The sequence below is a fragment of the Tessaracoccus massiliensis genome (assembly GCF_000826065.2).
GTDB lineage: Bacteria > Actinomycetota > Actinomycetes > Propionibacteriales > Propionibacteriaceae > Arachnia > Arachnia massiliensis_A.
Window position 1 is genome coordinate 124,437 of the sequence record NZ_LN623542.1, and the last position, 24,028, is coordinate 148,464.

General features: G+C 68.7%; 19 protein-coding genes and 1 pseudogene. 10 read left to right on the forward strand and 10 right to left on the reverse strand.

All coding sequences use genetic code 11. The features are described from left to right. Window positions 1-34 precede the first annotated feature (34 nt). Entirely contained in the window at window positions 35-2,797 is a 2,763-nt protein-coding gene (locus tag BN1186_RS07665; RefSeq protein ID WP_052459930.1) for an FAD-binding and (Fe-S)-binding domain-containing protein, read from the forward strand. A gap of 112 nt (window positions 2,798-2,909) precedes the next feature. Here the strand turns inward: BN1186_RS07665 and BN1186_RS07670 are convergent, their stop codons facing one another. Both BN1186_RS07670 and BN1186_RS07675 read right to left on the reverse strand, forming a co-directional pair. Then, complete coding sequence (locus BN1186_RS07670; RefSeq protein WP_040283510.1) at window positions 2,910-4,256, reverse strand: serine hydrolase domain-containing protein; 1,347 nt, start codon at window positions 4,254-4,256, stop codon at window positions 2,910-2,912. Then, window positions 4,257-5,378, reverse strand: coding sequence for a 6-phosphofructokinase (locus BN1186_RS07675; RefSeq protein WP_040283511.1), 1,122 nt, complete (start codon window positions 5,376-5,378; stop codon window positions 4,257-4,259). A 199-nt stretch (window positions 5,379-5,577) separates the two neighbouring features. On the opposite strand from BN1186_RS07675, the gene BN1186_RS07680 reads away from it, so the two are divergent. The 4 genes from BN1186_RS07680 (at window position 5,578) to ppgK (ending at window position 9,299) form a co-directional block, all read left to right on the forward strand. Then, entirely contained in the window at window positions 5,578-6,258 is a 681-nt protein-coding gene (locus BN1186_RS07680; RefSeq protein ID WP_052459931.1) for a DUF1707 SHOCT-like domain-containing protein, read from the forward strand. Further along, complete coding sequence (locus BN1186_RS07685) at window positions 6,258-6,746, forward strand: PH domain-containing protein (RefSeq protein ID WP_040283512.1); 489 nt, start codon at window positions 6,258-6,260, stop codon at window positions 6,744-6,746. Before BN1186_RS07680 ends, BN1186_RS07685 begins: the two co-directional genes overlap by 1 nt. Before the next feature lie 199 nt (window positions 6,747-6,945). Further along, a complete protein-coding gene (locus BN1186_RS07690; RefSeq protein ID WP_040283513.1) occupies window positions 6,946-8,286 on the forward strand; it encodes a PH domain-containing protein in 1,341 nt (446 codons plus the stop codon). Between the two features lie 230 nt (window positions 8,287-8,516). After that, a complete protein-coding gene (gene ppgK, locus BN1186_RS07695; protein ID WP_040283514.1) occupies window positions 8,517-9,299 on the forward strand; it encodes a polyphosphate--glucose phosphotransferase in 783 nt (260 codons plus the stop codon). A gap of 52 nt (window positions 9,300-9,351) precedes the next feature. On the opposite strand, the gene BN1186_RS07700 is transcribed toward ppgK, so the two are convergent. The 3 genes from BN1186_RS07700 to BN1186_RS07710 all read right to left on the reverse strand — a co-directional run bounded on the left by BN1186_RS07700 (window position 9,352) and on the right by BN1186_RS07710 (window position 14,382). Then, window positions 9,352-10,692: a hypothetical protein gene (locus tag BN1186_RS07700; protein WP_139650951.1), complete on the reverse strand. Its 1,341-nt coding sequence runs from the start codon at window positions 10,690-10,692 to the stop codon at window positions 9,352-9,354. Between the two features lie 140 nt (window positions 10,693-10,832). After that, window positions 10,833-12,467 (reverse strand): arginine--tRNA ligase, encoded by a 1,635-nt coding sequence (argS, locus tag BN1186_RS07705; protein WP_040283516.1) that lies wholly within the window; start codon window positions 12,465-12,467, stop codon window positions 10,833-10,835. A 322-nt stretch (window positions 12,468-12,789) separates the two neighbouring features. After that, a complete protein-coding gene (locus BN1186_RS07710; protein ID WP_040283517.1) occupies window positions 12,790-14,382 on the reverse strand; it encodes a xylulokinase in 1,593 nt (530 codons plus the stop codon). A 104-nt stretch (window positions 14,383-14,486) separates the two neighbouring features. On the opposite strand from BN1186_RS07710, the gene BN1186_RS07715 reads away from it, so the two are divergent. Further along, the gene (locus BN1186_RS07715; protein WP_040283518.1) at window positions 14,487-15,830 is read left to right on the forward strand and encodes a UDP-glucose dehydrogenase family protein; all 1,344 of its coding nucleotides are present in this window, start codon (window positions 14,487-14,489) and stop codon (window positions 15,828-15,830) included. Window positions 15,831-15,939: 109 nt separating this feature from the next. On the opposite strand, the gene BN1186_RS07720 is transcribed toward BN1186_RS07715, so the two are convergent. From BN1186_RS07720 to pgi, 5 genes are all read right to left on the reverse strand, one after another. Next, a complete protein-coding gene (locus BN1186_RS07720) occupies window positions 15,940-16,632 on the reverse strand; it encodes a potassium channel family protein (protein ID WP_218975429.1) in 693 nt (230 codons plus the stop codon). Beyond that, a complete protein-coding gene (locus tag BN1186_RS07725; protein ID WP_040283519.1) occupies window positions 16,625-17,962 on the reverse strand; it encodes a TrkH family potassium uptake protein in 1,338 nt (445 codons plus the stop codon). Before BN1186_RS07725 ends, BN1186_RS07720 begins: the two co-directional genes overlap by 8 nt. 49 nt (window positions 17,963-18,011) lie before the next feature. Further along, the gene (locus BN1186_RS07730) at window positions 18,012-18,917 is read right to left on the reverse strand and encodes a CAP domain-containing protein (protein ID WP_040283520.1); all 906 of its coding nucleotides are present in this window, start codon (window positions 18,915-18,917) and stop codon (window positions 18,012-18,014) included. Between the two features lie 295 nt (window positions 18,918-19,212). Further along, complete coding sequence (locus BN1186_RS07735; protein ID WP_246043270.1) at window positions 19,213-19,929, reverse strand: SanA/YdcF family protein; 717 nt, start codon at window positions 19,927-19,929, stop codon at window positions 19,213-19,215. Further along, window positions 19,922-21,595 carry a glucose-6-phosphate isomerase gene (gene pgi, locus BN1186_RS07740; RefSeq protein ID WP_040283521.1) on the reverse strand — a complete coding sequence of 558 codons (1,674 nt, stop codon included), beginning with the start codon at window positions 21,593-21,595 and terminating at the stop codon, window positions 19,922-19,924. Before pgi ends, BN1186_RS07735 begins: the two co-directional genes overlap by 8 nt. Window positions 21,596-21,640: 45 nt before the next feature. On the opposite strand from pgi, the gene BN1186_RS16250 reads away from it, so the two are divergent. From BN1186_RS16250 to idi, 4 genes and pseudogenes are all read left to right on the forward strand, one after another. After that, complete coding sequence (locus BN1186_RS16250; protein WP_281278449.1) at window positions 21,641-21,769, forward strand: hypothetical protein; 129 nt, start codon at window positions 21,641-21,643, stop codon at window positions 21,767-21,769. A 42-nt stretch (window positions 21,770-21,811) separates the two neighbouring features. After that, entirely contained in the window at window positions 21,812-22,921 is a 1,110-nt protein-coding gene (locus tag BN1186_RS07745; protein ID WP_052459933.1) for an LCP family protein, read from the forward strand. After that, window positions 22,918-23,409, forward strand: a complete 492-nt coding sequence (locus BN1186_RS07750; protein ID WP_040283522.1) for a VanZ family protein — start codon at window positions 22,918-22,920, stop codon at window positions 23,407-23,409. The genes BN1186_RS07745 and BN1186_RS07750 overlap by 4 nt, the downstream gene beginning before the upstream one ends. Before the next feature lie 40 nt (window positions 23,410-23,449). Further along, window positions 23,450-23,983 (forward strand): annotated as a pseudogene (idi, locus tag BN1186_RS16345) (isopentenyl-diphosphate Delta-isomerase); the annotation flags it as partial. Window positions 23,984-24,028: the final 45 nt, after the last annotated feature.

Here is a 24,028-nt window from a genome sequence, read left to right on the forward strand (position 1 = left end):
ACCCCGGCCCGCCGCTCATCAGTAGGCTGGTGGCGTGACGCAGACGCAGCCCCCGCTCAAGCGGGACGAGCGTGCGATCACGCGGCTGGCGATGGCCCACGACGCCTCACATTTCCTCCTGACGCCCAGCGCCGTCGTCACCCCCACCAGCACGCAGGAGGTGGCAGATCTCCTGGTCGCGGCCAGCGAACTGCACCAGCCCATCGGGTTCCGCTCCGGCGGCACCAGCCTCTGCGGCCAGGCCGTCACCGACGGCGTGCTCGTCGACACCCGCAAGCACTTTCGCGACATCGAAGTGCTCGACGACGGCGAACGCGTGCGCGCAGGTGTCGGCGCCACGCTGGGCGCGGTCAACGCCCGGCTCGCGCCCTACGGCCGTAGGCTGGGGCCGGATCCCACCAGCGAGGTGGCCTGCACCATCGGCGGTATCATCGCCAACAACTCCAGCGGCATGCTGGCCGGCGCGCAGCACACGGCCTACCACACCGTCGAATCCATGGTGTTCGTACTGCCCAGCGGCCGCATCGTCGACACCGCGGACCCGACGGCCGATATCACGCTGCGCGTCGAGGAGACCAGGCTGGTGGGCGGGCTCCACATGCTGCGGCAGCGCCTGCGCACCAACCCGGAGTCGATCGCCGACATCAACCGCCTGTTCAGCATCAAGAACACCATGGGCTACGGCATCAACGCCCTCCTGGAGTTCCACCGCCCGGTCGACATCATCCCCCACCTCCTCATCGGCTCCGAGGGCACGCTGGGCTTCGTCGCCGAGGCGACGTTCCGCACCGTGCCCCGGTTCAGCCACTCGGCGGCGGCACTGGCGGTGTTCCCGGATCTCGACGCGGCGGCAGAGGCCGTGCCCGGGCTGGTCGGGCACGGGTTCGGGTCCATTGAACTGATGGACGTGGCCGCGCTGCGGGTGGTGCGGGACCAACCCACGGCGCCCCGGATCCTGCGCGATATGGAGCTCACCACCCAGTCAGTGCTGCTGATCGAACTGCACGACACCGACGCGGACTCGCTGGCCGAACGCCTGGTGGCGGCGCGGGCTGCGCTGCGCGGCCTCGACGTGGACCACGTGGTGGAACTCACCACGGACCCCGCCGAGAAGAACGCGCTGGTCGAACTGCGCCGCGGTCTCTACGCGCTGGTCGCCGGCGCACGCACCTCCGGCACCACCACCCTGCTGGAGGACCTCAGCCTCCCCCTCGACCGGTTCGCGGAGATGTGCAAGGCGCTCGACGCGCTGTTCGACAAGCACGGCTACGGCATCGACAACGTGCCGCTGTTCGCCCACGCCCGCGACGGCAACATCCACTTCCTGCTCAGCGAACGCTTCGACGAGCCGGCGGGCCTGCTGCGCTACCGCAAGTTCACCCGTGACCTGGTGCGGCAGGTGCTGCGTCGCGGCGGCATCCTCAAGGCCGAGCACGGCACCGGGCGCGCCATGGCCCCGTTCGTCCGCGCCCAGTACGGCGACGAACTGTACGAGGTGATGCGCGAGATCAAGCACCTGTTCGACCCGGCCAACATCCTCAACCCCGGCGTCATCATCTCCGACGACCCGGACCAGCACCTGCGCAACCTCAAACTCATGCCCACCATCGAGCCGGAGGTGGACTCCTGCATCGAATGCGGCTACTGCGAGGCAGGCTGCCCCTCCCGCGACCTCACCCTCACGCCGCGGCAGCGCATCGTGCTTCGCCGCGAGTTGGCCGCCCGCCAGCCAGACCACAAGCTGCTGGAGGCCATCAGCGACGAGTACCTCTACTCCGCCATCGAGACCTGCGCCGTGGGCGGCATGTGCGCGGTGGCCTGCCCACTGGGCATCAACGTGGGAGACCTGGTGCGCCGCCAACGCGAGGACCTCGCCCAGGGCATCGAGAAGAAGGCGTGGACGCAGGCCGCCCGCAACTGGGGCCTCGCCACCAGGATGGGATCGGCCGCACTGACCATGGCCAAGACGACGGCGCCGCTGGCCAACGCGGTAACCACCTTCGGCCGCCGCACGCTGGGCGAGGAAGCCGTGCCCGGCTACGACGAGCGCCTGCCGCGCGGCGCGGGCCTGAAACGCCGCCCCCGCCGTCGGGACAGGGGCCGGCTGTACGGGGTGGCGGCCTACTTCCCCAGCTGCCTGCAGACCGTCTTCGCCCCCGCGGGGCAGGGCACGTTCCAGGCTTTCCGCGAGGTCGCGAACCGGGCGGGTGTGCAGGTGTCGCTGATAGACGCCGGGGACCTGTGCTGCGGCTCGCCGTGGAAGGCCAAGGGTCTCACCGACGGCTACGAGATCATGAAGGCCAAGACCCTGGCCGGCATCACTGCACGCACCGCCGACGGGCAGGTCCCCATCGTCGTCGACGCCTCCAGTTGCACGCAGGGGCTCCGCGACATGGCGGAGGGCCGCAACCTGGAGATCATCGACCTGGTGCAGTTCGCCGCCGAGCATCTCCTCAACGATCTGGAGGTCACGCACCCCATCGGGTCGATCGCACTGCACCCGACGTGCGCCTCCACCAGGCTGGGCATCAATGACCACCTGCTGGCCATCGCGAAGACCATCAGCGACGACGTGGTGGTGCCGGATTCCTGGGCCTGCTGCGGCTGGGCGGGCGACCGGGGTCTGCTGCACCCGGAGCTGACCGCGTCGGCGACGGCGGAGATGGCCGAGGAGCTGTCGCAGCGGAAGTTCGCCGCCTACGCGTCGCTGAACCGTACCTGCGAGCTGGGCATGAGCCGCGCGACGGGCGAGACGTACGTGCACATCATCGAGCTGCTGGCCCAGGCCACGAGGTAACCGTTCCCTGAGCGTCCGCAGCCTGACCAACACCCCAACCAGCGGGGCCAAGGCCAATGAAGCGCTGCGGCGGCCCTTCGTCGCCGCGCGGGCGCAACGCTCAGCGACCAGCTCAGCCGATGGCAGTGTTGACGAGCTGGATGAGGTCAAGGTCCCGGGCGACCGGGGTGAAGCCCATCCGCAGCACCACCAGACGCTCGCTGGGGACGATGAACATCCGCTGGCCGTCGTGCCCATCCGCCCAGAACGTGTCCGCCGGCAGTTCCGGGTGGACCAGCGAACCATCGGCGCGGTGGTTGACCCACCAACTGGCCCCGTAGTTCGCCGACGACGGGTCCGTCGAGTCGACGGGCGTCACCGTCGTCGACTCCTCGATCCAGCCCTCCGGTAGCAGCCGCTGCCCGTCGACCACGCCGTCGTCCAGGACGAACTGGCCGATCCGGGCCCAGTCGCGCGGGGTGGCCCACAGGTACGAGCCGCACACGGGCGTGCCGCTGGCATCCGGCTCCAGCACCGCCGAGGCCAGGCCCAGCGGAGCGAACAGCTGCTCGCGGGGCATGGTGGGGCCGCCGCCTAGCCGGTCGTTGAGCACGGCACACGCCAGCACGGAACTGCCGGTGGAGTACTGCTCGAACGTGCCCGGCTCGTGGGCCGCGGGGAGGCCGGCGACGTACCCGGCCATGTCGTCGGTGTCGAACAGCATCTTCGTGATGGGCGAGCCCAGCTCGTAGGTCTCGTCCCATTCGAGGCCGCTGGTCATGCGCATCAGGTCATCGACGGTGATCTCCGCGCGCTGATCCGTCCACTCCGGGCGCAGGTTGGAGTCTTCCGGCGTGAGCGCGCCCTGCATCACAGCCCGCCCGACCAACAGGTTGGTCACCGACTTGGTCATGGACCAGCCCAGTTGGGCGGTATTCGAGGTGAACCCGTCCGCGTAGCGTTCGCCGACGATCTCACCGTCCTTGACCACCACGACGGCGCGGGTGCCCAACGCGGCGACCTCACCGTCGGGCAGGTGGTCACCGAACGCCCGCCCGATGGCCTCGTCGAGCGACGGGTCGAGGCGGGGGTCTTCAGTCAGCAGCATGGTGGGCGGCACCGGCTCGGGCGGCTCGAACGCCGGCGGCCGCGCGGCGATGGTGCAGCCGTAGCCCTGGGTGTAATAGGCCGTCTGGCCGGCGAGCAGGCCCAGCACCGAGACGTAGGTGTAGCCGTTGCGGTTGTTGTACTGCGACAGGTACGGCACCAGCGGGTTGGGCGGCAGATCCGTCTCGGCGTTGCCCCTGTCGGCGATCTCGGTGAGCGCGCACAGGTTGTGCGCCGCGTACCCGGTGCCGGTGCGCAGGATGGGCCGCACGTAGAGGTACACCGAAAGCGCGGCCACGAACACCACCGCCAGGATCAGGCACAGGACGATGACCCAGCGCGGCCTGCGCGGAGCCTCAACCTGCGTCGACACTCAGTCTCCCAGGCCGGTGCCGACGCCGCGAGCAGCACGCACCCACTCGTGATCCACCGGCACGGTCTTGAGGTTGCCGGCCACATCCTTGAGCGGCACCGCCACAGCGGCGCCCGCCTGCGACGCGACGGTGATGCCGAACTTCCCCTTGGCCACGAAATCCGCGCCGGCGGAGCCGAGGAGGGTGCCCAGCAGGCGGTCGTTCGCATCCGGGGTGCCGCCGCGCTGCACGTAGCCGAGGATGGTCACGCGTGACTCCAGCCCGGTGGCCTCCTCCAACTGCTCGGCCACCTTGAAGGCGTTGTCGCGGTGCTCGGCCTCGATGGCGTCGCGATGCCGGTCTGCCGCAGCCTTCGCCTCCGGGGACGACGCGTGCTTGCGCAGCGCCTCCGCCGCGGCCAGATCCGCCGAGCCCTGCTCGTCGCGGGCACCTTCGGCCAGGGCGATGACGGAGAAGTTGCGGCCCGAGCGGGCTCGCTTGTTCACCGATTCCGCCACCGATTCGATCGAGTAGGGGATCTCCGGGATCAGCACCACGTCCGCGCCGCCTGCGATGCCGGCGCCCAGGGCGAGCCAGCCGGCCTTGTGGCCCATGATCTCGACCACGATCACGCGGTGGTGGGAGTGCGCCGTGGAGTGGAGCCGGTCCACGGCCTCCGTCGCGATGCCCAACGCCGTCGAAAAGCCGAAACTGGTGTCGGTGTGGGCGATGTCGTTGTCGATGGTCTTGGGCAGGTGGATCACGTTGAGGCCCGCGTCGGCGAGCCGTTTGGCGTTCTTCGCCGTGCCCCCGCCGCCGATGCACACCAGCGCCTCAAGTTCGTTCTTCTCGTAGTTCTTGACGATGGTGGGGATCATGTCGCGCACCTCGCCGTCGACCACCATCTTGTGCGGCTTGTCCCGCGACGTGCCCAAGATGGTGCCGCCGATGGTGAGGATGCCGGAGAGCGCATCCGAATCCAGCACCTGGAAGTTGTTCTCGACGAGGCCCTTGAGCCCGGAGCGGAACCCGAGGAGCTCCATGCCGTGCTGTCCGATCGCGGCCTTGCCGAAACCGCGGATCGCCGCGTTCAGCCCAGGTGAGTCTCCGCCTGCCGTCAGAATTCCGATGCGCTTAGCCATGCCCCCCACCCTAGAACCCCACACCGACACTATGGCGGGATTCGCAGTGACACACCCCTCCGTGTGACCGCTCGCTCAGGGACCAGCCCCGCAGCCCGTCCGACACCTCAACCACCGAGGTCGGTGATGTCCCTGAGTGGACCCCGGACGCGCGGGGCGTGGCGCCGCCCCGGCGGGTGGTGCGCCTACAGTTGACCCCATGTCGAGCGAACAGAACCGTCTGAGCGAGCTGCGCTGCGCGGACCAGGACCGCGAGCTGGTGGCGCAACTGCTGAACAACGCCTACGCCGACGGCCGCCTGACGTTCGACGAGCACGCAGACCGCATCGCCAAGGCCTACGACGCCAAGACGTTCGGCGACCTCACCCCGCTCACCACGGATCTGGTGGCCCCGCAGCCGCAGCCCGTCGTGCAGGCCTACTCCGCACCGTCGCCCTCCGCGGTAGGGGCCGATCCGGATCAGGTTCCCACCCGGTTCGCGTCGTCGTCGACGGTGGCGGGCATCGAGGCGTTCACCGGCGGCAACGCGGTGCTCTCGACGTTCAAGCCGGGGCAGCTGCACACCGTCGCCTCCAACGTCACCATCAACGCGTGGCTCGGCGAGGTGAAGATCGACCTGGTGGGCGCCGCGTTCGAGAGCCGCGAGACGGTGATCAACATCGGCGGGTTGATGGGCGAGGTGGCCATCCGCGTGCCGGAGGGCGTCGAGGCGGACGTCACCAAGCTGAACATGATCATGGGCGAAGCCAAGGTGGACGGCACCGTCCGCCATCCCGACGGCGTAGGCTTGCGGCTGGTAGGCACCTTCATCATGGGCGAGGTCACCATCCTCGGCCCCGATACCACCCGCCGCCGCAAATACCAGAGGTTCAACCGTTGATGGACGCCCTGTTCGACCCGCCCGGCACGCCCTGGCAGCGGCTCTCGCCGAAGTACCTCACGCAGAAGATGATCACCATCCCGCTGGGGTGGCTGTTCTTCTTCGCCTTCCCCGGCGTGCCGCTGTTCATCTGGGGCGCCGACTGGATGAAGTGGGCCATCGTGGCGCTGGCGGTGGTGACCATCGCGTGGCGCATGATCCGCGCACCGCGCGTGTACCGACGGTGGGGTTACGCCGAGCGCGACGAGGACGTCTACCTCACCTACGGCCTCTGGCGCCGCAACCTCCAGTGCGTGCCCTATGGCCGCATGCAACTGGTGCAGGTCAGCAGCGGCCCGCTGGACCGCATGTTCGGACTGGCCACGGTGCAGATGATCACGTCGTCGACCAGCGGCACCGTCGCGATCCCCGGCCTCCCCGCCGCGGACGCCGCCGCGCTGCGCGACCGGCTGATCGCCCGCGGAGAGCAGCAGCAGGCCGGCATCTGATGAGCCAGGGCCCAGATTTCCTGCCCCCTTCGGCTCCTGAACCCCCGCCGCCTGGAACCCCGCAGCCTCGTGCCTGGCCGACCCCGCAGGAGTCGCGCAACTGGTCGCCGCCGCACGTGCCCTCTCCCCCGGCGACCCCTCAGCCCACTCCTGCAGCCACAGTTGGCCACCTCCCCACGTCGCGACTCCCCCGCAGAAGGTGATCGAGCGCCCCCATCCCCTCACCGGCCTGGCGCGCTCGGGCATCGCGCTGGTGGCGGGCGGCTACTTCGTCATCCGGGAACTCCTCGAAGGCGGCCCCGGCTTCGGCGACGGATTCCTTTTCATCGGCCTGGGCCTGCTGGCCGTGGCCCTCATCGCGGGGATCTCCGGCATCCTCACCTGGCGCACCACCACGTTCGTCGCCGACGACGAGGAGTTCCGCATCGAGCGCAACTTCGTCTCCCAGTCCTCCTCCAAGGTGGATTACACCAAGGTGCAGTCGGTCGACGTGGCCCAGCCGCTGATCGCCCGCCTCATGGGGTTGGCCAAGGTGCACATCGACGTGGGCGGCGCCGGCGGCCTCGACATCGCCTTCCTGTCCCGCGCCCGCGCGGAATCGCTGCGCGACCATCTCGTCGCCCGCATGCAGCGGGCCCAGGCTCCGCTGGCTTTCCCCCCGCCTCAAGCCTCCGACGGCGTGCCCGCGCCGGGCGACCACCCTGTCGGCCCCCTGCCCGGTGGCCCTCCCCCGCACGCGCTGGAGGAGGAGATCGTGACGGTGCCCGCCGGCAACCTGCTGCTCGGCACGTTCATCTCGCTCGGCTCTGTCGGCGCGCTGATCGGCGGTGGGCTGCTTCTGCTCGTGGCGGTCCTCGCCCAGACGCCGGTGACCATGCTGGCCGCGGCCATCGGCATCGGCGGTTGGGTCTGGAACCAGACCGGCCGCAACTGGAACTTCCGTATGACCCGCCGCGAGGGCGCCCTGCGCCTGACCCGCGGCGCACTCAGCACCACGGCGCAGGGGCTGCGACCCAGCCGCATCCAGGGCATCGCCATCAAACAGGACATCCTCCAGCGCCTCACCGGGCTGTACCAGATGAGCGTGACCGTGCTGGGCTACGGCGACCCCACGGGCGATGAGAAGCGCACCAACGCCGTCGTCCTGCCCTACGGCACCTGGGACGAGGTGCTCACCGTGCTGCGCGCGATCTGGCCCGAGGTGGACCTGACGCAGGTGCAGCCGCACGGGCAGCCGGACCGCGCGCGCTGGCTGACGCCGGTGAGTTTCACCTCCCACACGTGGGGCATCGGTGAGCACGTCGTCGTCACGCAGCACGGGTTGCTGGAGCAGACCCGCACGATCGTGCCGCACCGGCGGATGCAGTCGGCCAGCGTGCACCAGGGCCCGCTGCAGAAGATGCTGAAGCTGGCCACCATCGAGGTGCACACCACCGACGGCCCGGTCACGCAGCGGCTGTACCACCTGGACGAGCGCGTGGCGCGGCAGGTGTTCGAGGAGCAGGTCTCACGCGCCCGCGCCGCCCGCGAGGCGGGCTGAGCCTCAACGCAGACGGGGCATGGTGACGCGGGGCACCTCGATGTCGCGGAGGAGCTCGAAGGCCGCCTCGAACACCGCCATCACTGCGAGGTCCTGCCTGCGGTCTGGCGATTCCCGCGCCGGGATCGATGGTGGTTGTCAGCATGGTGCTCCTTCGGTTGGGCCGAGGGCAACCCGGGAAGGGAGCACTCCTGGCTGCCGCCCGCCGTCGCTCCGCTACGATTGCCCGCATGAGCATCATCCTTGGCATCGACGTTGGCGGCTCCGGCATCAAGGGCGCCCCGGTGGACCTGTCGGCCGGCGACTTCGCCCAGAGCCGCGTGCGCATCCCCACGCCGCAGAAGTCGACACCGAAGAACGTCGCCGCCGTGATCGCGGAGATCATCGAGGAGTTCAAGGACAAGATCGGCGACAACCCCGTCGGCATCACCATCCCCGCCCCCGTGGTGCACGGCCGCATCCCGTTCATCGCGAACCTGGATCAGAAGTGGGCGGGCCTCGAAGCGGACAAGTACCTCGAGGACAAGCTGGGCCGCCCCATCACGCTGGTCAACGACGCCGACGGCGCGGGCCTGGCCGAGGTGCACTTCGGCGCCGCCAAGGGCCACCCCGGCCTGGTGATCATGACGACGCTGGGCACCGGCATCGGCACCGCCATCATCTACCGCGGCGTGCTGATCCCCAACGCCGAACTGGGCCACATCGAGATGTTCGGCAAGGACGCGGAGAAGCAGGCAGCGTCGTCGGTCAAGGACAAAGAGGGCCTGTCCCACAAGAAGTGGGCCACCGAGCGCCTGCAGCCGTACTACTCGCGGCTCGAGATGCTGCTGTCGCCTGATCTGTTCGTCGTCGGCGGCGGCGTCAGCAGCGACTGGGACGATTTCGGCCCGCTGCTCGACCTCAACACCGAGATCATCCCGGCCAAGCTGCGCAACCGCGCCGGCATCATCGGCGCCGCGATCGCCGCGCAGGACGCCGCCGAGAACCCGGACCTGCTGGCCCAGCCCCACTGAGGTCGCGCCCGGCTCGCGCCAACCTTCACCCGAGGCGCCAGCGTCGGCTGGATCAGTCCGCCGTCGCGTCCCAGGCGGCAACCCAGTCGGCGGTCCAACCCGACAATTCACGGTCCGCGTCGGAGCGCGACTGGTAGGCGCCGTCGGCTCGGCCCGTGTCGCTGGACCAGAACACGGGCGACGGTGCCTCGCTGATCGAGATCTGAGCGTCGCCCTCCCAGGAGTGGGCGCGCAGCACCTCGACGGCGCGCCCGTAGCCGTCGGCGGTGGTGAGATCCACGCCTGGCGAGTTGTGGAAGTAGATGTCGAAGGTCCGCTCGCGGCGCCCGCCGCCGGGTTCCCTGATCGAGGTCCGCACGAGCCCGGCGCGGTGTGCGTCGACGAGGATAGGGCCGTACAGCGGCCAGTTGGCGGCTCGGAGGCGCGACGGGTGCGGGGCCTCGGAGCCCTCCACCTCGACGCTCACCATGGAATCGGGGCCGGGCGTCCACTGGGTTGAGCCCACGAGTTCGATGAACTCCCCCAACTCCTCGAGGCCCGGAACCCGAACCGTGTAGGTGCCCCTGTCAGCGGCAATGCTGACCAGTGTGGCCCCGGTCCCGGCGACGAGGTCGCCGATCGCGCCGAGGTCGCCTGAAAGCTGGTCAACCAGAGCGGAGAGCTTTCCGTACCACGATTCCCGGGGTGAGGACATGCTGACATCAGGGTCTGCATCGGTGTGCGCGTCGAGGGCGGTGATCAACTCTCGGGCGTGCTCCACGTCCGGCACGTCGTAGTTCAGCTTTCCGTAGCGGAACTGCGTCAGATGGGCATCGGCGCTCGCCGCCGCGTCCACCGCAACGCGCAGCAACTCCACGTCCTGCGAGCTACCGGGTGTGAAGGTCAGTTGCGCGCCGTCCCCCTCCGAACCGGCGCTGAGGGAGCCGTGCTCCGGCCAGTCGAGATCCTGCTCTGCGTAGGACAGGGCCCAAGCGTAGGGATCGGTGCCGTCCTCGAGCTGCACGCCTGCTCCGTTGTGGATGATGGCGCTCTCCACCACCGGCTCGCCCTCGAGATACCGCACCCAGGCCAGGTTCGGCGGCCCCGGCTCCGGCCCGCCGGCGCCATGGAAGTACTCCAGGTCGCTCACCGCGTTGCCGGCCACGATCTGCACCTCCGGCTTGCCCTCGCGCGGCCCCGCGTCGTTGGTGACGTCGAAGATCTCCCGCCCGAGCTCCGTCAGCTGCGCTGGCTCCACGGTGGTGTCGACCTCGACGACGATGGGGTCGCCCTCCGCCACGCTCACCACGCCCTCGATGGCGCGAAGCTGATCGACGAGCGGCTCCTGCGGCCCGCGCAGGGCATCGCACGCAGTCAGCATCAGCACGAGCGGGAGAATCCAGAGCCTCATCATCCAGCCAGGATAGGGGCCGGGCGGCTCAGCGCGCCTTCGGGCGTGGTCCAGGGGGACAGCACTCAGATGTGAAGGGAGGATTCAGACCTAAGCCGCCATATGGCGGGCTTATCGCCGAATCCTCCCTCCAAATTTTTCGCTCACATGCGATCAGGGGCGTCGATCCCGAGGAGGTCGAGGCCCTTCGCGAGCACCTGCTTCGTGGCGGCGCACAACGCGAGGCGCGACGCGCGCACATCGCCCTCGGACTTCAGCACCGGGCAGGCCTCGTAGAACGAGGCGAGCGCGCCGGCCAGGTCGTACAGGTAGGCGCACAGCTTGTGGGGCTGCAGGTTCTGCGCCACGTCGTCGACCACCTCGCCGAAGCGGCTCAGCAGGAGCGCAAGCTGCTGCTCGGCAGGCTCGTCGAGCACGGTGACCGAGCCCCAGTGGATGCCCTCGGCCTCGGCCTTGCGCAGGATCTGGTTGGCGCGCGCGTGGGCGTACTGCAGGTAGGGGCCGGTGTCGCCGGTGGTCTGCACCATGCGCTCGGCGTCGAAGGTGTAGTCCTTCTGCAGACCGTTGGAGAGATCGGCGTACTTGATGGCGGCCAGCGCGATGTTGGGCGCGGCCACCTCCTCCGCGGCATCCAGCAGCGAGCCCAGCGTGGCGGCGGAGCCGTCGCGGGTCTTGAATGGGCGACCGTCGGTGCCCAGCACCATGCCGTAGCCCACGTGCTGCGCGGTGACGTCGCCGGGCAGGAAGCCCGCCTTGCGGGCGGCGGCGAAGACCTGCTTGAAGTGGCCGGCCTGGCGAAGATCGGTCACGTAGATGATCCGGTCCGCGTGCAGCTCGTTGACCCGGCGACGGATGGCGGCCAGATCCGTGGTGGCGTAGCCGTAGCCGCCGTCGGACTTGCGCACGATCAGCGGGGCGTCGAAGCCCTCGACGAACACGCACAGCGCGCCGTCGTCCATGACCGCGACTCCGCTCTCCTCCAATTCCTTGACCAGGACGGGGAGATCCGCGTTGTAAGTGGACTCGCCGGCCAGGTCGTCGTCGGTGAGCTTGACGCCCAGGCGACGGTAGGCCTCGTTGAAGGCGGGCTTGGAGATATCGACGAGCTGCTGCCAGATCCGCAGCGACTCCTCGTCGCCGCCCTGGAACACCGCGACGCGGGCGCGGGCCCGCGTGGCGAACTCCTCGTCGGTCTTGAAGCGGGCCGCGGCGCGCTTGTACAGGGCATCGGCCTCGTCGAGGCTGAGCGCGGTGACGTCGAGGCCCTCGTCGAGCACCTGCTCGATGAGCATGCCGAACTGGGTGCCCCAGTCGCCGATGTGGTTCTGCGGGATGACCGTGTGGCCAACCGCGGTGAGGACGCGGTTGAAACAGTCACCGATGATGGTGGTGCGCAGGTGCCCCACGTGCATGGTTTTGGCGACGTTGGGCGCGGAATAGTCGATCACCACGCGCTGCGGGTGGTTGACCGGGTTGAGGCCGCCGTGCGGGTCCTCCAGGAGCGACGACACGGCGCCGGCCAGCACGTCTGAACGCATCCGGAAGTTGATGAAGCCGGGGCCGGCGATCTCGAGCGGCTCGCAGAGATCCTCGACGTCGAGCTTGGCCACGATGTCGGCCGCCACCTCGCGCGGCGGGCGGCCCTGCTCCTTCGCCAGCCGCAACGCGACGTTTGACTGGAAGTGGCCGAACTGGGGCTTGGTGGCGGGACGCATCTCGGGGTCGACGCCGGTGACCTCACGGAGCCTGGCATCGAGGAGCGCGGGAAGTGACTGCATGGGGCCATTGTTCCACTTACGGTCAGAGTCGCCCAACACACGGGTTCGTCCAGGAAACCCGCCCCTCCCAAGCGTGAAGGAGTGGCCCAGGTCGGGGGGACGCAAGTGCTTCTCAGGCACCAACCCGAACCCAGGTCCCTTTGAGGCCACGCCGGGACGCGGCAGCGCAAAGTCGCCGTCCACGCTTGAGGGCAACACTCGCGTCCTTCTTCCCCCAGCCTCGACGGAGCCCACCCGCAGTGGCACAGGAGCCAGAAGGCTGCAGCGGTTTCGACACCGCTCGTAGAACTCGCGGGCTCAACCAGCGCGGTGTGCGACCGGCTCAACCAGCGTCGATGGCGGCACGCTCGATGGGCAGGCCCCGACGGAAGCGCTCCATGAAGGTGTTGAAACCGGCCACGTCGCGCGGATCAGGCGACACCGTCGAGATGTGTCCGCCCACGAAGACCTCATCGGCCAACCAGTCCGCGAGCGAGGTCTCGTCGGCGTCGAGGAAGGCCGCCAGCAGCGCCATGCCCCACGCCCCACCCTCGCCCGCGACCTCACCGACGGAGACCTGCGTGTCCATCGCCGCAGCCAGGAAGTTCTGCGCCACGCCCTCGGTCTTGAACAGGCCGCCGTGGGCGAACATCGAGTCGATCTGCACGCCCTCCTCCTTCAGCACGTCCATGCCGACGCGCAGCGCACCGAACGTGGAGAACAGGTGGGTGCGCATGAAGTTCGCCAGCGTGAATGTGCTCGACGGGTGCCGCACGAACAGCGGGCGTCCCTCCTCCAGATCGACGACGTGCTCGCCGGCTACGAAGTTGTAGGCCAGCATGCCGCCACCATCAGGGGTGCCGTCGAGCGCTGCGCGGTAGAGGGTCTCGAACAGGGTCTTCTCATCGAACTGCGCGCCGAACGCCTCGGCCACCTCGCCGAACAGGTGCACCCAGGCTGCGAGATCGAGGGCGCCGTTGTTGCAGTGGGCCATGGCGACGAGGTCGCCTGCGGGGGTGGTCACGAGGTCGATCTCCTCGTGCAGTTCCTTCAGCCCGCCTTCAAGCACGACCATCGCGAAGATGGACGTGCCCGCCGACACGTTGGCGGTGCGGGGCGCGACGGCGTTGGTGGCCACCATGCCCGTGCCGGCGTCGCCTTCGGGCGGGGCCATGGGGATGCCCGCCTGGAGCTGGCCGGAGGGGTCGAGCAGGCGCGCGCCGTCGTCGGTCAGTTGCCCGGCGGGCTCGCCCGCCCGCAGCACCGTGGGCAGGATGTCCGCCAGGCGCCACCCCAGCGAGCGCTCGGCTACCAGGTTGTCGAACGCCCTCAGCATCTTCTCGTCGAAGGTGCCGGTGGACTGATCGATGGGGAACATGCCGCTGGCATCGCCGACGCCGAGGGTGCGCTCCCCCGTCAGCTTCCAGTGCACATAGCCGGACAGCGTGGTGAGGTAGTCGATCTGCCCCACGTGGTCCTCGCCGCGGAGGATGGCCTGGTACAGGTGCGCCACGCTCCAGCGTTGCGGGATGTTCTGCTGGAACAGCTGCGTCAGCTCGGCGGCCGCCTCCGGCGTCATGGTGTTCTGCCAGGTGCGGAAGCCGACGAGCTGCTCGCCGCTGGCGTCGAAGGGGAGGTAGCCGTGCATCATCGCCGAGATGCCGATGGCGCGCACGCTGCGCAGCTCACAGTTGAGTTGGTCGCGGACGGCGGCCACGAGGTCCGCGTAGGCGTCCTGCACGCCGGCCCACACGTCGTCGAGGCTGTAGGTCCAGATCCCGTCGTCGAGGGTGGCGCGCCACTCGTGCCCGCCGGTGGCGATGGGTTGGTGCGTAGGGTCGATCAGCACCGCCTTGATACGGGTTGAGCCGAACTCGATGCCGAGATGCGCCTGTCCGTTGTTGATGACGTTGCAGAATGCCGCGTTGGGATCCACGTTGAGCCCTCCTAAATGACCTGGGGTTGAGGCTTCTTTCATAATGCCCCATCTCGGGCTTCTGAAGTGAGGGCTCAGCTTGTCGCGTGGCTAATGTGTGTGCCATGCGGATTTCAGTAATTGGTTGCGGATACCTCGGCGCGGTGCACGCGGCGTGCATGGCGGAGTTGGGCCACGACGTGGTAGGCCTCGACGTCGACGAGAAGAAGATCGCCAAGCTCTCCCAAGGCCTGCCCACCTTCATCGAGGCCGGGCTCCCGGAACTCTTGGAGAAGAACGTGCGCGAAGGCAGGCTGCGGTTCACCACCGACGCCTCCCAGATCGCCGAGGCGCAGATCCACTTCATCGGCGTGGGCACCCCCCAGCTCCAAGGCCGCCTCGGCGCCGACATGAGCTACGTCAACCAGGCCGTCGACACCATCCTGGAACACGCCAACCCACCCCAGGAAGGCAAACCCGTCCTGATCGCCGGGAAATCGACGGTGCCCGTGGGCACCGCCCAGGCCATCGCCGAGCGCCTCACCACCTCGGGCAGGAACATCATCCTGGCCTGGAACCCCGAATTCCTCCGCGAGGGCTACGCCGTCAAAGACACCCTCACCCCCGACCGCATCGTCTACGGCCTCCCAGACAACCAGGAGATCGGCGCCCAGGCCAAAGCCCTCCTCGACGAGTGCTACGCCACCCAACTGGCCGCCGACACCCCCCTGGTCGTTGCCAACTACCCCACTGCCGAACTGGTCAAGGTCGCCGCCAACAGCTTCCTCGCCACCAAGATCTCCTTCATCAACGCCATGGCCGAACTGTGCGACGCCACCGGCGGCGACGTCACCCGCCTGGCCGAAGCCATCGGCCACGATGAGCGCATCGGCAACAAATTCCTCCAAGCCGGCATCGGCTTCGGCGGCGGCTGCCTCCCCAAGGACATCCGCGCCTTCATGGCCCGCGCCGGCGAACTCGGCGTCGACCAGGCCCTGACCTTCCTCCGCGAAGTCGACACCATCAACCTGCGACGCCGCGACCACGCCGTCAACCTCGCCGAAGAAGCCGCCGGCGGGCGCCTCGTCGGGAAGAAGGTCGCCGTCCTCGGCATCACCTTCAAACCCGACACCGACGACCTGCGCGACTCCCCCGCCCTCGACATCGCCAGCCGCCTGTGGGCCCGCGGCGCCGAACTGGCCATCGTCGACCCCGCAGCCGCCGAAACACTACGCGAACGCCGCCCCGACCTCACCGTCCCCGACACCGTCGAGGAGGCACTCCAGGACGCCGACGTCGTGATGATCCTCACCCCCTGGAAGGAATACACCCAACTCGACCCCACCACAATCCTGCCCCTCGTCGCCACCCCCAACATCATCGACGGGCGCAACGTCCTCAACCCCAAGGACTGGGCCGACGCCGGCTGGAACTACTACGGCATGGGCCGAGGCGTCCCCACCTGGTGACCCGGTGGACTCGCGGAGCCCGATGCCGAGCTCTATCTGAGGGCGAGTTCAAGGGCAACGACTTCTCTCAGACCGACGTCGCCAGCGCCCTTGAGGCGCCGCGGCGCCCTCACCTCGTAAGGTGGAAACGTTCCGCCTTGGCGATGGGGCCGGTCACCAGGATCTCGTCGGCTGCCGCCAGCACGGTGTCCCCGGTGACGTCCTTCCAGTTACCACCGCTCTCCTTGGCGGCGATGATCGTCACGCCGTAGGTCCGCCGCACGTGGAGTTCACGGATGGGCCTGCCCACCACCGCCTCGGGAGGTGTGCTGCGTACCAGGGCATACCCGCCGCCCAGCTCGATGTAGTCCTGCAGGCGGGCGTGTAGCTGGTGCGCCACCCGCTTGCCGCTCTCGCGTTCCGGGTGCACGACGTGATGGACCCCGATCTGCTCGAGGATCCGTCCGTGGGCATCCGAGACCGCCTTGGCCCACACCTGAGGCACCCCGAACCCGAGCACCAGGGATGCGGTCAGCAGGCTGGCCTCGATCGAGTCGCCGATGGCCACGACAACGTGCTCGGCCTCGTGGATGCCGAGTTGCCGCAGCACCTCCTCGCGGGTGGCGTCGGCCTTCACCACGTGGGTGAGCTGGCCGTTGAGCAGTTGGACTGATTCCTCCGCGACGTCGACGCCGAGCACGTCGGCCCCACTGGCCATGAGTTCCAGCGCCACGGACTGCCCGAAGCGGCCCAGCCCGATGACGACGACGTGGTCGGCCAGGGCCCGGCCGTCGGGCTTGCGGAGGGAGCGCAGATTAACCAATGATCGGCCTTTCCTTGGGCAGTTCGTAGAGACGCTTCCGGGATCGAAGCGCCAGCGCGGAGGCGAAGGTGATGGGGCCCAGCCGCCCGAGGTACATCAGGAAGCACAGGATGAGCTGTGAGGCGGTGCCGAGGTCTGCGGTGATGCCGGTGGACAGGCCGACCGTTGCGAAGGCAGAGATCGTCTCGAACAGGACAGAATCGAGGGAGAAGGGCGACAGGAGGAGCAGGCTCATCGTCGCCAGCACCACGAGGGCGAGCGCCAGCAGCACCACGGAGATGGCCTGGCGGTGTACCGCGCGGGAGAGCCGTTTGCCGAACACGTGGACCGCGGTGTCACCGCGCACCTCCGTCCAGATGATGAAAAACAGCACTGCGAAGGTGCTGACCTTGATCCCGCCAGCGGTGCCGGCCGGGCCGCCTCCGATGAACATCAGCACGTCCATGCCCAGCCAGGTGGCCGGCCGCATGGCTCCCACGTCGAGGCTGTTGAACCCGGATGTGCGGGTCTGGACGGAGTGGAAGAAGCTGGCCAACAGCTTGTCGTCCCAGGCGAGGGGGCCGAGAGTTCCCGCGTTGCGCCACTCCAGCACCGCAATGAACAGCCAGCCCGTGATGAGCAGCACCGGGGTGAGGACAACCACCAGGCGGGTGTTCATCGACCATCGCATGAGGTCGAAACCGAAGCGCCTCAACTGCAGCAGTACGGGGAAGCCGAGACCACCGAGGATGGTGGCGGCTGCGATGGGCAGGCAGATCCACGGGTCGTCGACGAACCCCGTCAGGTTGTCGCTGAAGAGTGCGAAGCCGGCGTTGTTGAAGCTGGACACGGCGTGGAACATGCCGTGCCAGATCGCCCGGCCGACGCTGTGGTCGTAAGCCAGCCAGAAACGCAACGTCAGGCTCAGCGCCACCGCAGCCTCGACGACGAGGGTGACCTTGACGATGCCGCCCAGCACGTCGGTGAGGTCGCCGGGCCCCGCCGCATGGGTCTCGGCGACTGCGGTCAGTCTGGAGCGGAGCGAGAGCTTGCCCAGCACTGCGTAGCCGACGAACGTGGCCAGGGTCATCACCCCGAAGCCGCCGATCTGCATCAGCACCATGAGGACGGCCTGCCCGAAGGGGGTCCAGTAGTGCTCGTTGTCGACGATGGTCAGGCCGGTGACGCAGATCGCCGAGGTGGCAGTGAAGAACGCCTCCATGAAGGAGGCCCCACCGGGGCCCTGCCGCGAGACCGGGAGCATCAGGAGGAGCACCCCGACCCAGGCGGCCGAGGTGAACGCCACGAGGATCACCCGAACCGGGCTCAACCTCCGTAGAGCAGTGAGCACCGGGTAAGACTACTCCTCCCCGGTGCACAGCTAACTCAGGTCACGCGCCTCAGCCGAAGCGCACGATGTTGTTGAACACGTAGTCCGTCTTGGCGGTGAAGGTGTAACCGCCGCCCGCGCGCGGCGTGGCGGTGATGACCGGGGTCTGGATGTAGGAGCGGCAGCCGTTGCGCCCCGTGGCGGCGGTGTCGCACTCGGTGCGCCAGTTGCGGCCGTTGATCACGTGGTCGCCCTTCGTGGCCAGCGGGTTGCCCACCCACAGGCTGCGCGCCGACGGCTGGTAGGTGAGGTTGTTGAACGCCCAGCCGCTGCTGCGCACGTACTGCCCGCGGTTGTGGGAGATCACCGTCGCCCAGATCTCGGTGCGGCAGCGCTGGGTGCGGGAGTAGGGCTCGCACTCGACGCGCCACAGGCGGTTGTTGTACGCGTAGGTGCCGGTCTTGGAGTAGACGTGATCCGCGGCGGCCGGGTTGGTGGGAGCGATGTTCGCGTTGACCGCGGTCAGCCACTGGGAGCCGGAGTCGTAGGCCGTGCCGGCGTCGGTGAGCGGCCCGCGGTAGAAGTTCACCGTTGCGTAGATCTCTGAGCCTTCGCGCACCGCGCCCACCGCGATGTGGGTGTAGCTGGGCTCGAGGATGTTGGCGCGGTGGCTGCTGGAGGCCATCCAATCGTCCATGATCGTCTTGACCGGGTCCTCGAAGCCGACGTTCCAGCCGACATTCTCGCCCCAGGATAGGGCCCCCGGCCAACGGAAGTCGTCGTTGTGGGAGATCTTGCCGGCCCGCTTCATGGAGATGGCCCAGTCCTGCGCGATCTCGGCGGAGACCTTGGGCACGAACTTGAGGGGCTTGAGGTCGCGTGCGGTGCGGATCGCGTTGTGGGCCTCCACCAGTTGCGCAATGGTGGTTGCGTTCGACTTCTGCGACGCCTCGCTCGCCTCAGCCGGCTGTGCCATCACCCCCGCCAATGCGAAAACGGCAGCGAACAATAGGGCGAACAGTCTTTTCACGACGGCACCTTCCGGGGAAGCAGGGTGTCTAGCGCTCCGACGGTAACACCGGGCACGCCAACCGTTGGGCAACGGCACGCGCTTCCCGCCGACCAGGCAAGGGCAAGTTGTGCACCGACTCCGCTGCACAAGTTTCCCCTGCCCACAGAGATCGCGTGGAAGCCGTGGCGCGGTGGTTCAGGTGACGGACACGCGTAGAGGTTTCGACACCGCTCGTAGAGCTCGCGGGCTCAACCAGCGCTCAGGAGCCGGCGGCCTCGAGGAGCGACGGGTCTGGCGGGTCCTGCTGCGGCGGGCGGGCGGTGATCAGGTCCCACTCCATCTTGACCCGCGCGGGCCACTCGCGGACCCACCCCTTGCTCCAGTTGTAGGGGAAGCGACCCAGCATGGTGGTGTCCCCCACGCCCACGGCGTCGACGCCTGCAGCCCGGCAGATGGTGAGGGCCCGGTTCACGTGGTAATCCTGCGTGACCAACGTCACGTCGGTGACGCCGAACACGTCGCGGGCGCGGACGCACGAATCGTAGGTGTCGAACCCGGCCGGGTCCTCCACCACCTTCTCGGCGGGGATGCCGCGCTGGACCAGGTAGTTGCGCATGACGCGGGTCTCATGGTTGGAGCGGGCGAGCCCGTCTCCGCTGACAAGGATCGCGCGGATGCGCCCGGCCTCGAACAGTTCGGCGGCGACGTCGAGCCGGGCGGCGAGGAACGCCGACGGGCGACCCGGATCCGCCTTGGCACCCAGCACCATGCCTACGGCGCGCTCCGGCACGTCGGCGACGCTGTGGCTGCGTCCCCACGAGGCCACCAGGGCGTGCACCGCGGCGCCCAGCATGGGCACGACCGCGAAGACCAGCACCAGCACCCCGGCCCAGCGCAGCAATCTGCGCCACAGGGGCCTCGGCGCGCGGGATGACGGGCCTCCCCCTCCGCCCCGCACCGCCGTCGGCTCAGTCACGGTTCTCGAGGTACCAGCTCACCAGCGACTGCGTGGACGGGTCCTGCTTGGCGAGCGCCTCGGCGTCGCCGAACACGGCCGGGGCGATCTCGAGGGCGAGCTTCTTGCCCAGCTCGACGCCCCACTGGTCGAAGGAATCGATGCCCCAGACGATGCCCTGCACGAAGGTGATGTGCTCGTACAGTGCGATGAGCTGGCCGACGACCGACGGGGTGAGCGCCGGCGCCATGATCGACGTGGTGGGCCTGTTGCCCTCGAACACCCGGGCCGGCACGATCTCCTCGGCCGTGCCCTCCGCGCGGACCTCCTCGGCCGTCTTGCCGAACGCGAGAGCGGCGGTCTGGGCGAAGAAGTTGGCCAGGAACAGGCCGTGGACGTCCGTCTCGCCGTCCTTGATCGCGTTGGCGGGGTTGGCCACTGCGATGAAATCAGCCGGGATGAGGCGGGTGCCCTGGTGAATGAGCTGGTAGAACGCGTGCTGGCCGTTGGTGCCGGGCTCGCCCCAGAAGATCTCGCCGGTGTCCGTGGTGACGGGGCTGCCGTCCCAGCGCACGGATTTGCCGTTGGATTCCATGGTGAGCTGCTGCAGGTAGGCGGCGAAGCGGTGCAGGTACTGCGCGTAGGGCAGCACGGCGTGGCTGTGCGCGTCGAAAAAGTTGACGTACCAGACGTTGAGCAGGCCCATCAGCAGCGGCACGTTGCGCTCTGGCGCCTCGGTGCGGAAGTGGGTGTCGACGGCGTGGAAGCCGGCGAGGAAGTCACGGAAGCCGTCCGGGCCGATGGCGATGGCCACGGGCAGGCCGACGGCGGAATCCACCGAGTAGCGACCGCCCACCCAGTCCCAGAAGCCGAAGGCGTTTTCGGGGTCGATGCCGAAATCCGCCACCTTGTCGAGTGCGGTGGAGACCGCGACGAAGTGCTTGGCGATGGCGCCCTTCTTCGCCTCATCCGTGTCGTCGATGGCGCCGCCGGCGACCAGCGCCTTGAGCAGCCAGCCGCGCGCCATGCGGGCGTTGGTGAGGGTCTCCAGCGTGGTGAAGGTCTTCGAGGCGACGATGAACAGCGTCGTCGCGGGGTCGAGATCCTTGACCTTCTCGTAGCAGTCGTTGGGGTCGATGTTGGAGATGAAGCGGCAATCCAGGCCGTCCTGCTTGTAGGGCAGCAGCGCCTCGTAGACCATCACGGGGCCCAGATCCGAGCCGCCGATGCCGATGTTGACCACCGTCTCGATCTGCTTGCCCGTGACGCCCTTCCACTCGCCGGAGCGGACCTTGTCTGCGAAGGCGTACATCCGGTCGAGTACCTCGTGCACGTCAGCGACCACGTCCTGGCCGTCGACGACGAGCTCAGCGTCTCGGGGCAGGCGCAGCGCCGTGTGCAGCACGGAGCGGTCCTCGGTGACGTTGATCCGCTCACCGTTGAACATCGCCTCGCGGCGTTCGGGCAGGTTGACCTGCTCAGCCAGGCGCACCAGCGCGGCGAGCACGTCGTCGGTGATGAGGTTCTTGGAGAGGTCGACCCGCAGATCCGCCAGGTCGAAGGTGAATTCCTCGGCACGGTGGGGATCTGCGGCGAACCAGCCGCGCAGATCAGGGACGAGCGCATCCTTCAGCGTGCGAAGATCCGCCCAGGCTTCGGTGGCAGTGGCATCAACCGGAGTGTTCATGCCCCCAGCCTAGAGGCTCGCCCGACGTCCACCGAGGGAGCACCAGTGTTGCCCCCCTTGACGCCGCGCTCAGGCTACATCTGCGCGATCCACGACCCCACCACCGAGCTGCACACCAGCGAGCCGCTGCAGATCTGCGCGGTAGCCCGCGACATCACCCGCGCTGTCTCCTGACCGCCAGTTGGCGTCCCGGCGCCCCTGGGGGACAATGAGGCCATGAAGCGAGCCCTCCTCGACGACGCCTACGACGATGACCACGTCGAGGATCACGACGACCTCCTCGGGGACGGGGACGACGACGCCCCGCGCAAGAAGAAGCGCCGCGGGCCGCTGTTCGTCCTGTTCATGTTGTGCGTGCTGGTGCTGCTGATCCCCATCCTCGTCGTGGGCTTCTACCTGGGGCGCGGCTACCTGGCGCTCGACAGCATCGAGCGCGACTCGTCGCTGACGCCCACCGATTACCAGGGCCGTCCCGCACCTGCCGTCGCCAACCCGGACGAGCCCGACGCGAAGGCGCCCATCAACTTCGTGCTGATGGGTTCGGACACCCGCGGCGACGAGCGCGGCCGCTCGGACTCGCTGATGGTGGCCCACGTCACCGGCGACCGCGAGCACGTCTACCTCATCTCCTTCCCGCGCGACATGTGGGTGGAGATCCCGGGCCGCGGCAAGGCCAAAATCAACGCGGCCTACTCGTGGGGCGGCGTCCCGCTGACCGTCCGCACCTTGGAGAACCTGCTCGACGTGCGGATGGACCACACCGTCGCGATCGACTTCGAGGGCTTCATCAACCTCACCAACGCCGTCGGCGGCGTGACCGTCTACAACCCGTGGGCCACCGAGCAGAACCCGGGCACCCGCTTCGAGAAGGGCGAGATCACGCTGCAGGGCGAACGCGCGCTGGTCTACGTCCGTGAGCGCTACCCGCTGCCCAATGGCGACCTCGACCGCGCCTACCGGCAGCGCACCGTCGTCAAGGCGATCATCGGCAAGCTGGCCACGCCGGAGACGCTGACCAACCCGTCGCGGTTCAGCGACGTAGTGGGCCAGGTGGCCGACACCCTCACCGTCGACGACCAGATGACCAACAGCTACATCACCGAGCTGGGCACGCAGATGCGCGTGTTCAGCGGCGACGGTGTGCGCATGCTGCAGGCCCCCATCCGTGGGTTCGGCACCATCGCGGGGCAGTCGGTCGACGTGGTGGACCACGGCCGCCTCGAAATGCTCGGGCAGGCCCTGGCCACCGACACGATGGAGCAGTACTTCACCAGCTACGGCAACGATTCCTACGCCAAGCTGCCGCAGGTGGACCCGGACGAGTGACCGGTCCCGCGAAGCGCTCTGACCGCCCGAGGTTCCGCTGGTGGGCGCTGGGCGCCATCGGGGTGCTGTGCCTGCCGGTGGTCTGGCTGGTGTTCATCGCCGACGGCTGGACGGTCAACCGGCTCGTGGTGTGGATCTGGACGTGGCCGATGCGCCTGGGGATCCCCATGACCCCCGACGACATGGACGCCCTCCTGAACACGCTGATGCTGCTGCCGATCGCCCTGTTGGCGGCGCTGTGGATGCCTCAGGTCCGCTGGTGGCTCTGGGGCGTGCTGGGGATGCTCGGCTCGCTGGCCATCGAGGCGCTGCAGTTGCTGTTCCTCCCCCGCGACGCGAGCGGCTACGACCTGCTGTTCAACACGCTGGGCGCCTTCCTGGGCGCCTTCGGCGGGGAGTTGATCAACCGGCGCTGGGTGAACCGGCCGTCCCGGGGGCCGACGGGGAGCTCGCCCCGATTCCGCAACGCGGGTTCAGGCAGCGGCTAGAGTGGGGCGCAACCCTCGACAAACATTGGACAAGGACACGATGCACCAGGCCTCCAGTGACACCGTCACCCATGTGACCCCAGACGACGTGGTGCTGCTCGACGAATCCGGGCAGCCCGTCGGGCGCGCTGACAGGACGGAGGTGCACACGCACGACACCCCGCTGCACCTGGCCTTCTCCACCTACCTGTTCAACGACGCGGGCCAGGTGCTGATCACCCGCCGTGCGCTGTCGAAGAAGACGTGGGCCGGCGTGTGGACCAACTCCTGCTGCGGCCACCCGAAGCCCGGCGAGAGCTTCGACGACGCGGCCGCCCGCCGCGCGCGCGAGGAGCTCGGCCTCACCATCGGCCCGCTCACCCCGCTGCTGCCGGATTTCCGGTACCGCGCCGTCGACGCCTCCGGCATCGTCGAGAACGAGATCTGCCCGGTTTACGCCGCCGGCGTCGGCGATCAGGATCCGGTGCCCAACCCTGACGAGGTCGCCGAGTGGGCCTGGGTGGAGTGGGCTGATCTGCACCGCGCCATCGACGCTACCCCCGCCGTCTACAGCCCCTGGGCCGTACTCCAGGTGCCGGCGATCGACGCACTGCTTGAGCCGACCGCCTCCGAGCTTGCG

Bases quoted from the DNA above. Each gene is read 5' to 3' on its own strand.
- BN1186_RS07675 (WP_040283511.1), bottom strand. From the start codon at position 5,378: ATGGCTAAGCGCATCGGAATTCTGACGGCAGGCGGAGACTCACCTGGG.
- BN1186_RS07680 (WP_052459931.1), top strand. From the start codon at position 5,578: ATGTCGAGCGAACAGAACCGTCTGAGCGAGCTGCGCTGCGCGGACCAG.
- BN1186_RS07685 (WP_040283512.1), top strand. From the start codon at position 6,258: ATGGACGCCCTGTTCGACCCGCCCGGCACGCCCTGGCAGCGGCTCTCG.
- ppgK (WP_040283514.1), top strand. From the start codon at position 8,517: ATGAGCATCATCCTTGGCATCGACGTTGGCGGCTCCGGCATCAAGGGC.
- BN1186_RS07700 (WP_139650951.1), bottom strand. From the start codon at position 10,692: ATGATGAGGCTCTGGATTCTCCCGCTCGTGCTGATGCTGACTGCGTGC.
- argS (WP_040283516.1), bottom strand. From the start codon at position 12,467: ATGCAGTCACTTCCCGCGCTCCTCGATGCCAGGCTCCGTGAGGTCACC.
- BN1186_RS07715 (WP_040283518.1), top strand. From the start codon at position 14,487: ATGCGGATTTCAGTAATTGGTTGCGGATACCTCGGCGCGGTGCACGCG.
- BN1186_RS07730 (WP_040283520.1), bottom strand. From the start codon at position 18,917: ATGGCACAGCCGGCTGAGGCGAGCGAGGCGTCGCAGAAGTCGAACGCA.
- pgi (WP_040283521.1), bottom strand. From the start codon at position 21,595: ATGAACACTCCGGTTGATGCCACTGCCACCGAAGCCTGGGCGGATCTT.
- BN1186_RS07745 (WP_052459933.1), top strand. From the start codon at position 21,812: ATGAAGCGAGCCCTCCTCGACGACGCCTACGACGATGACCACGTCGAG.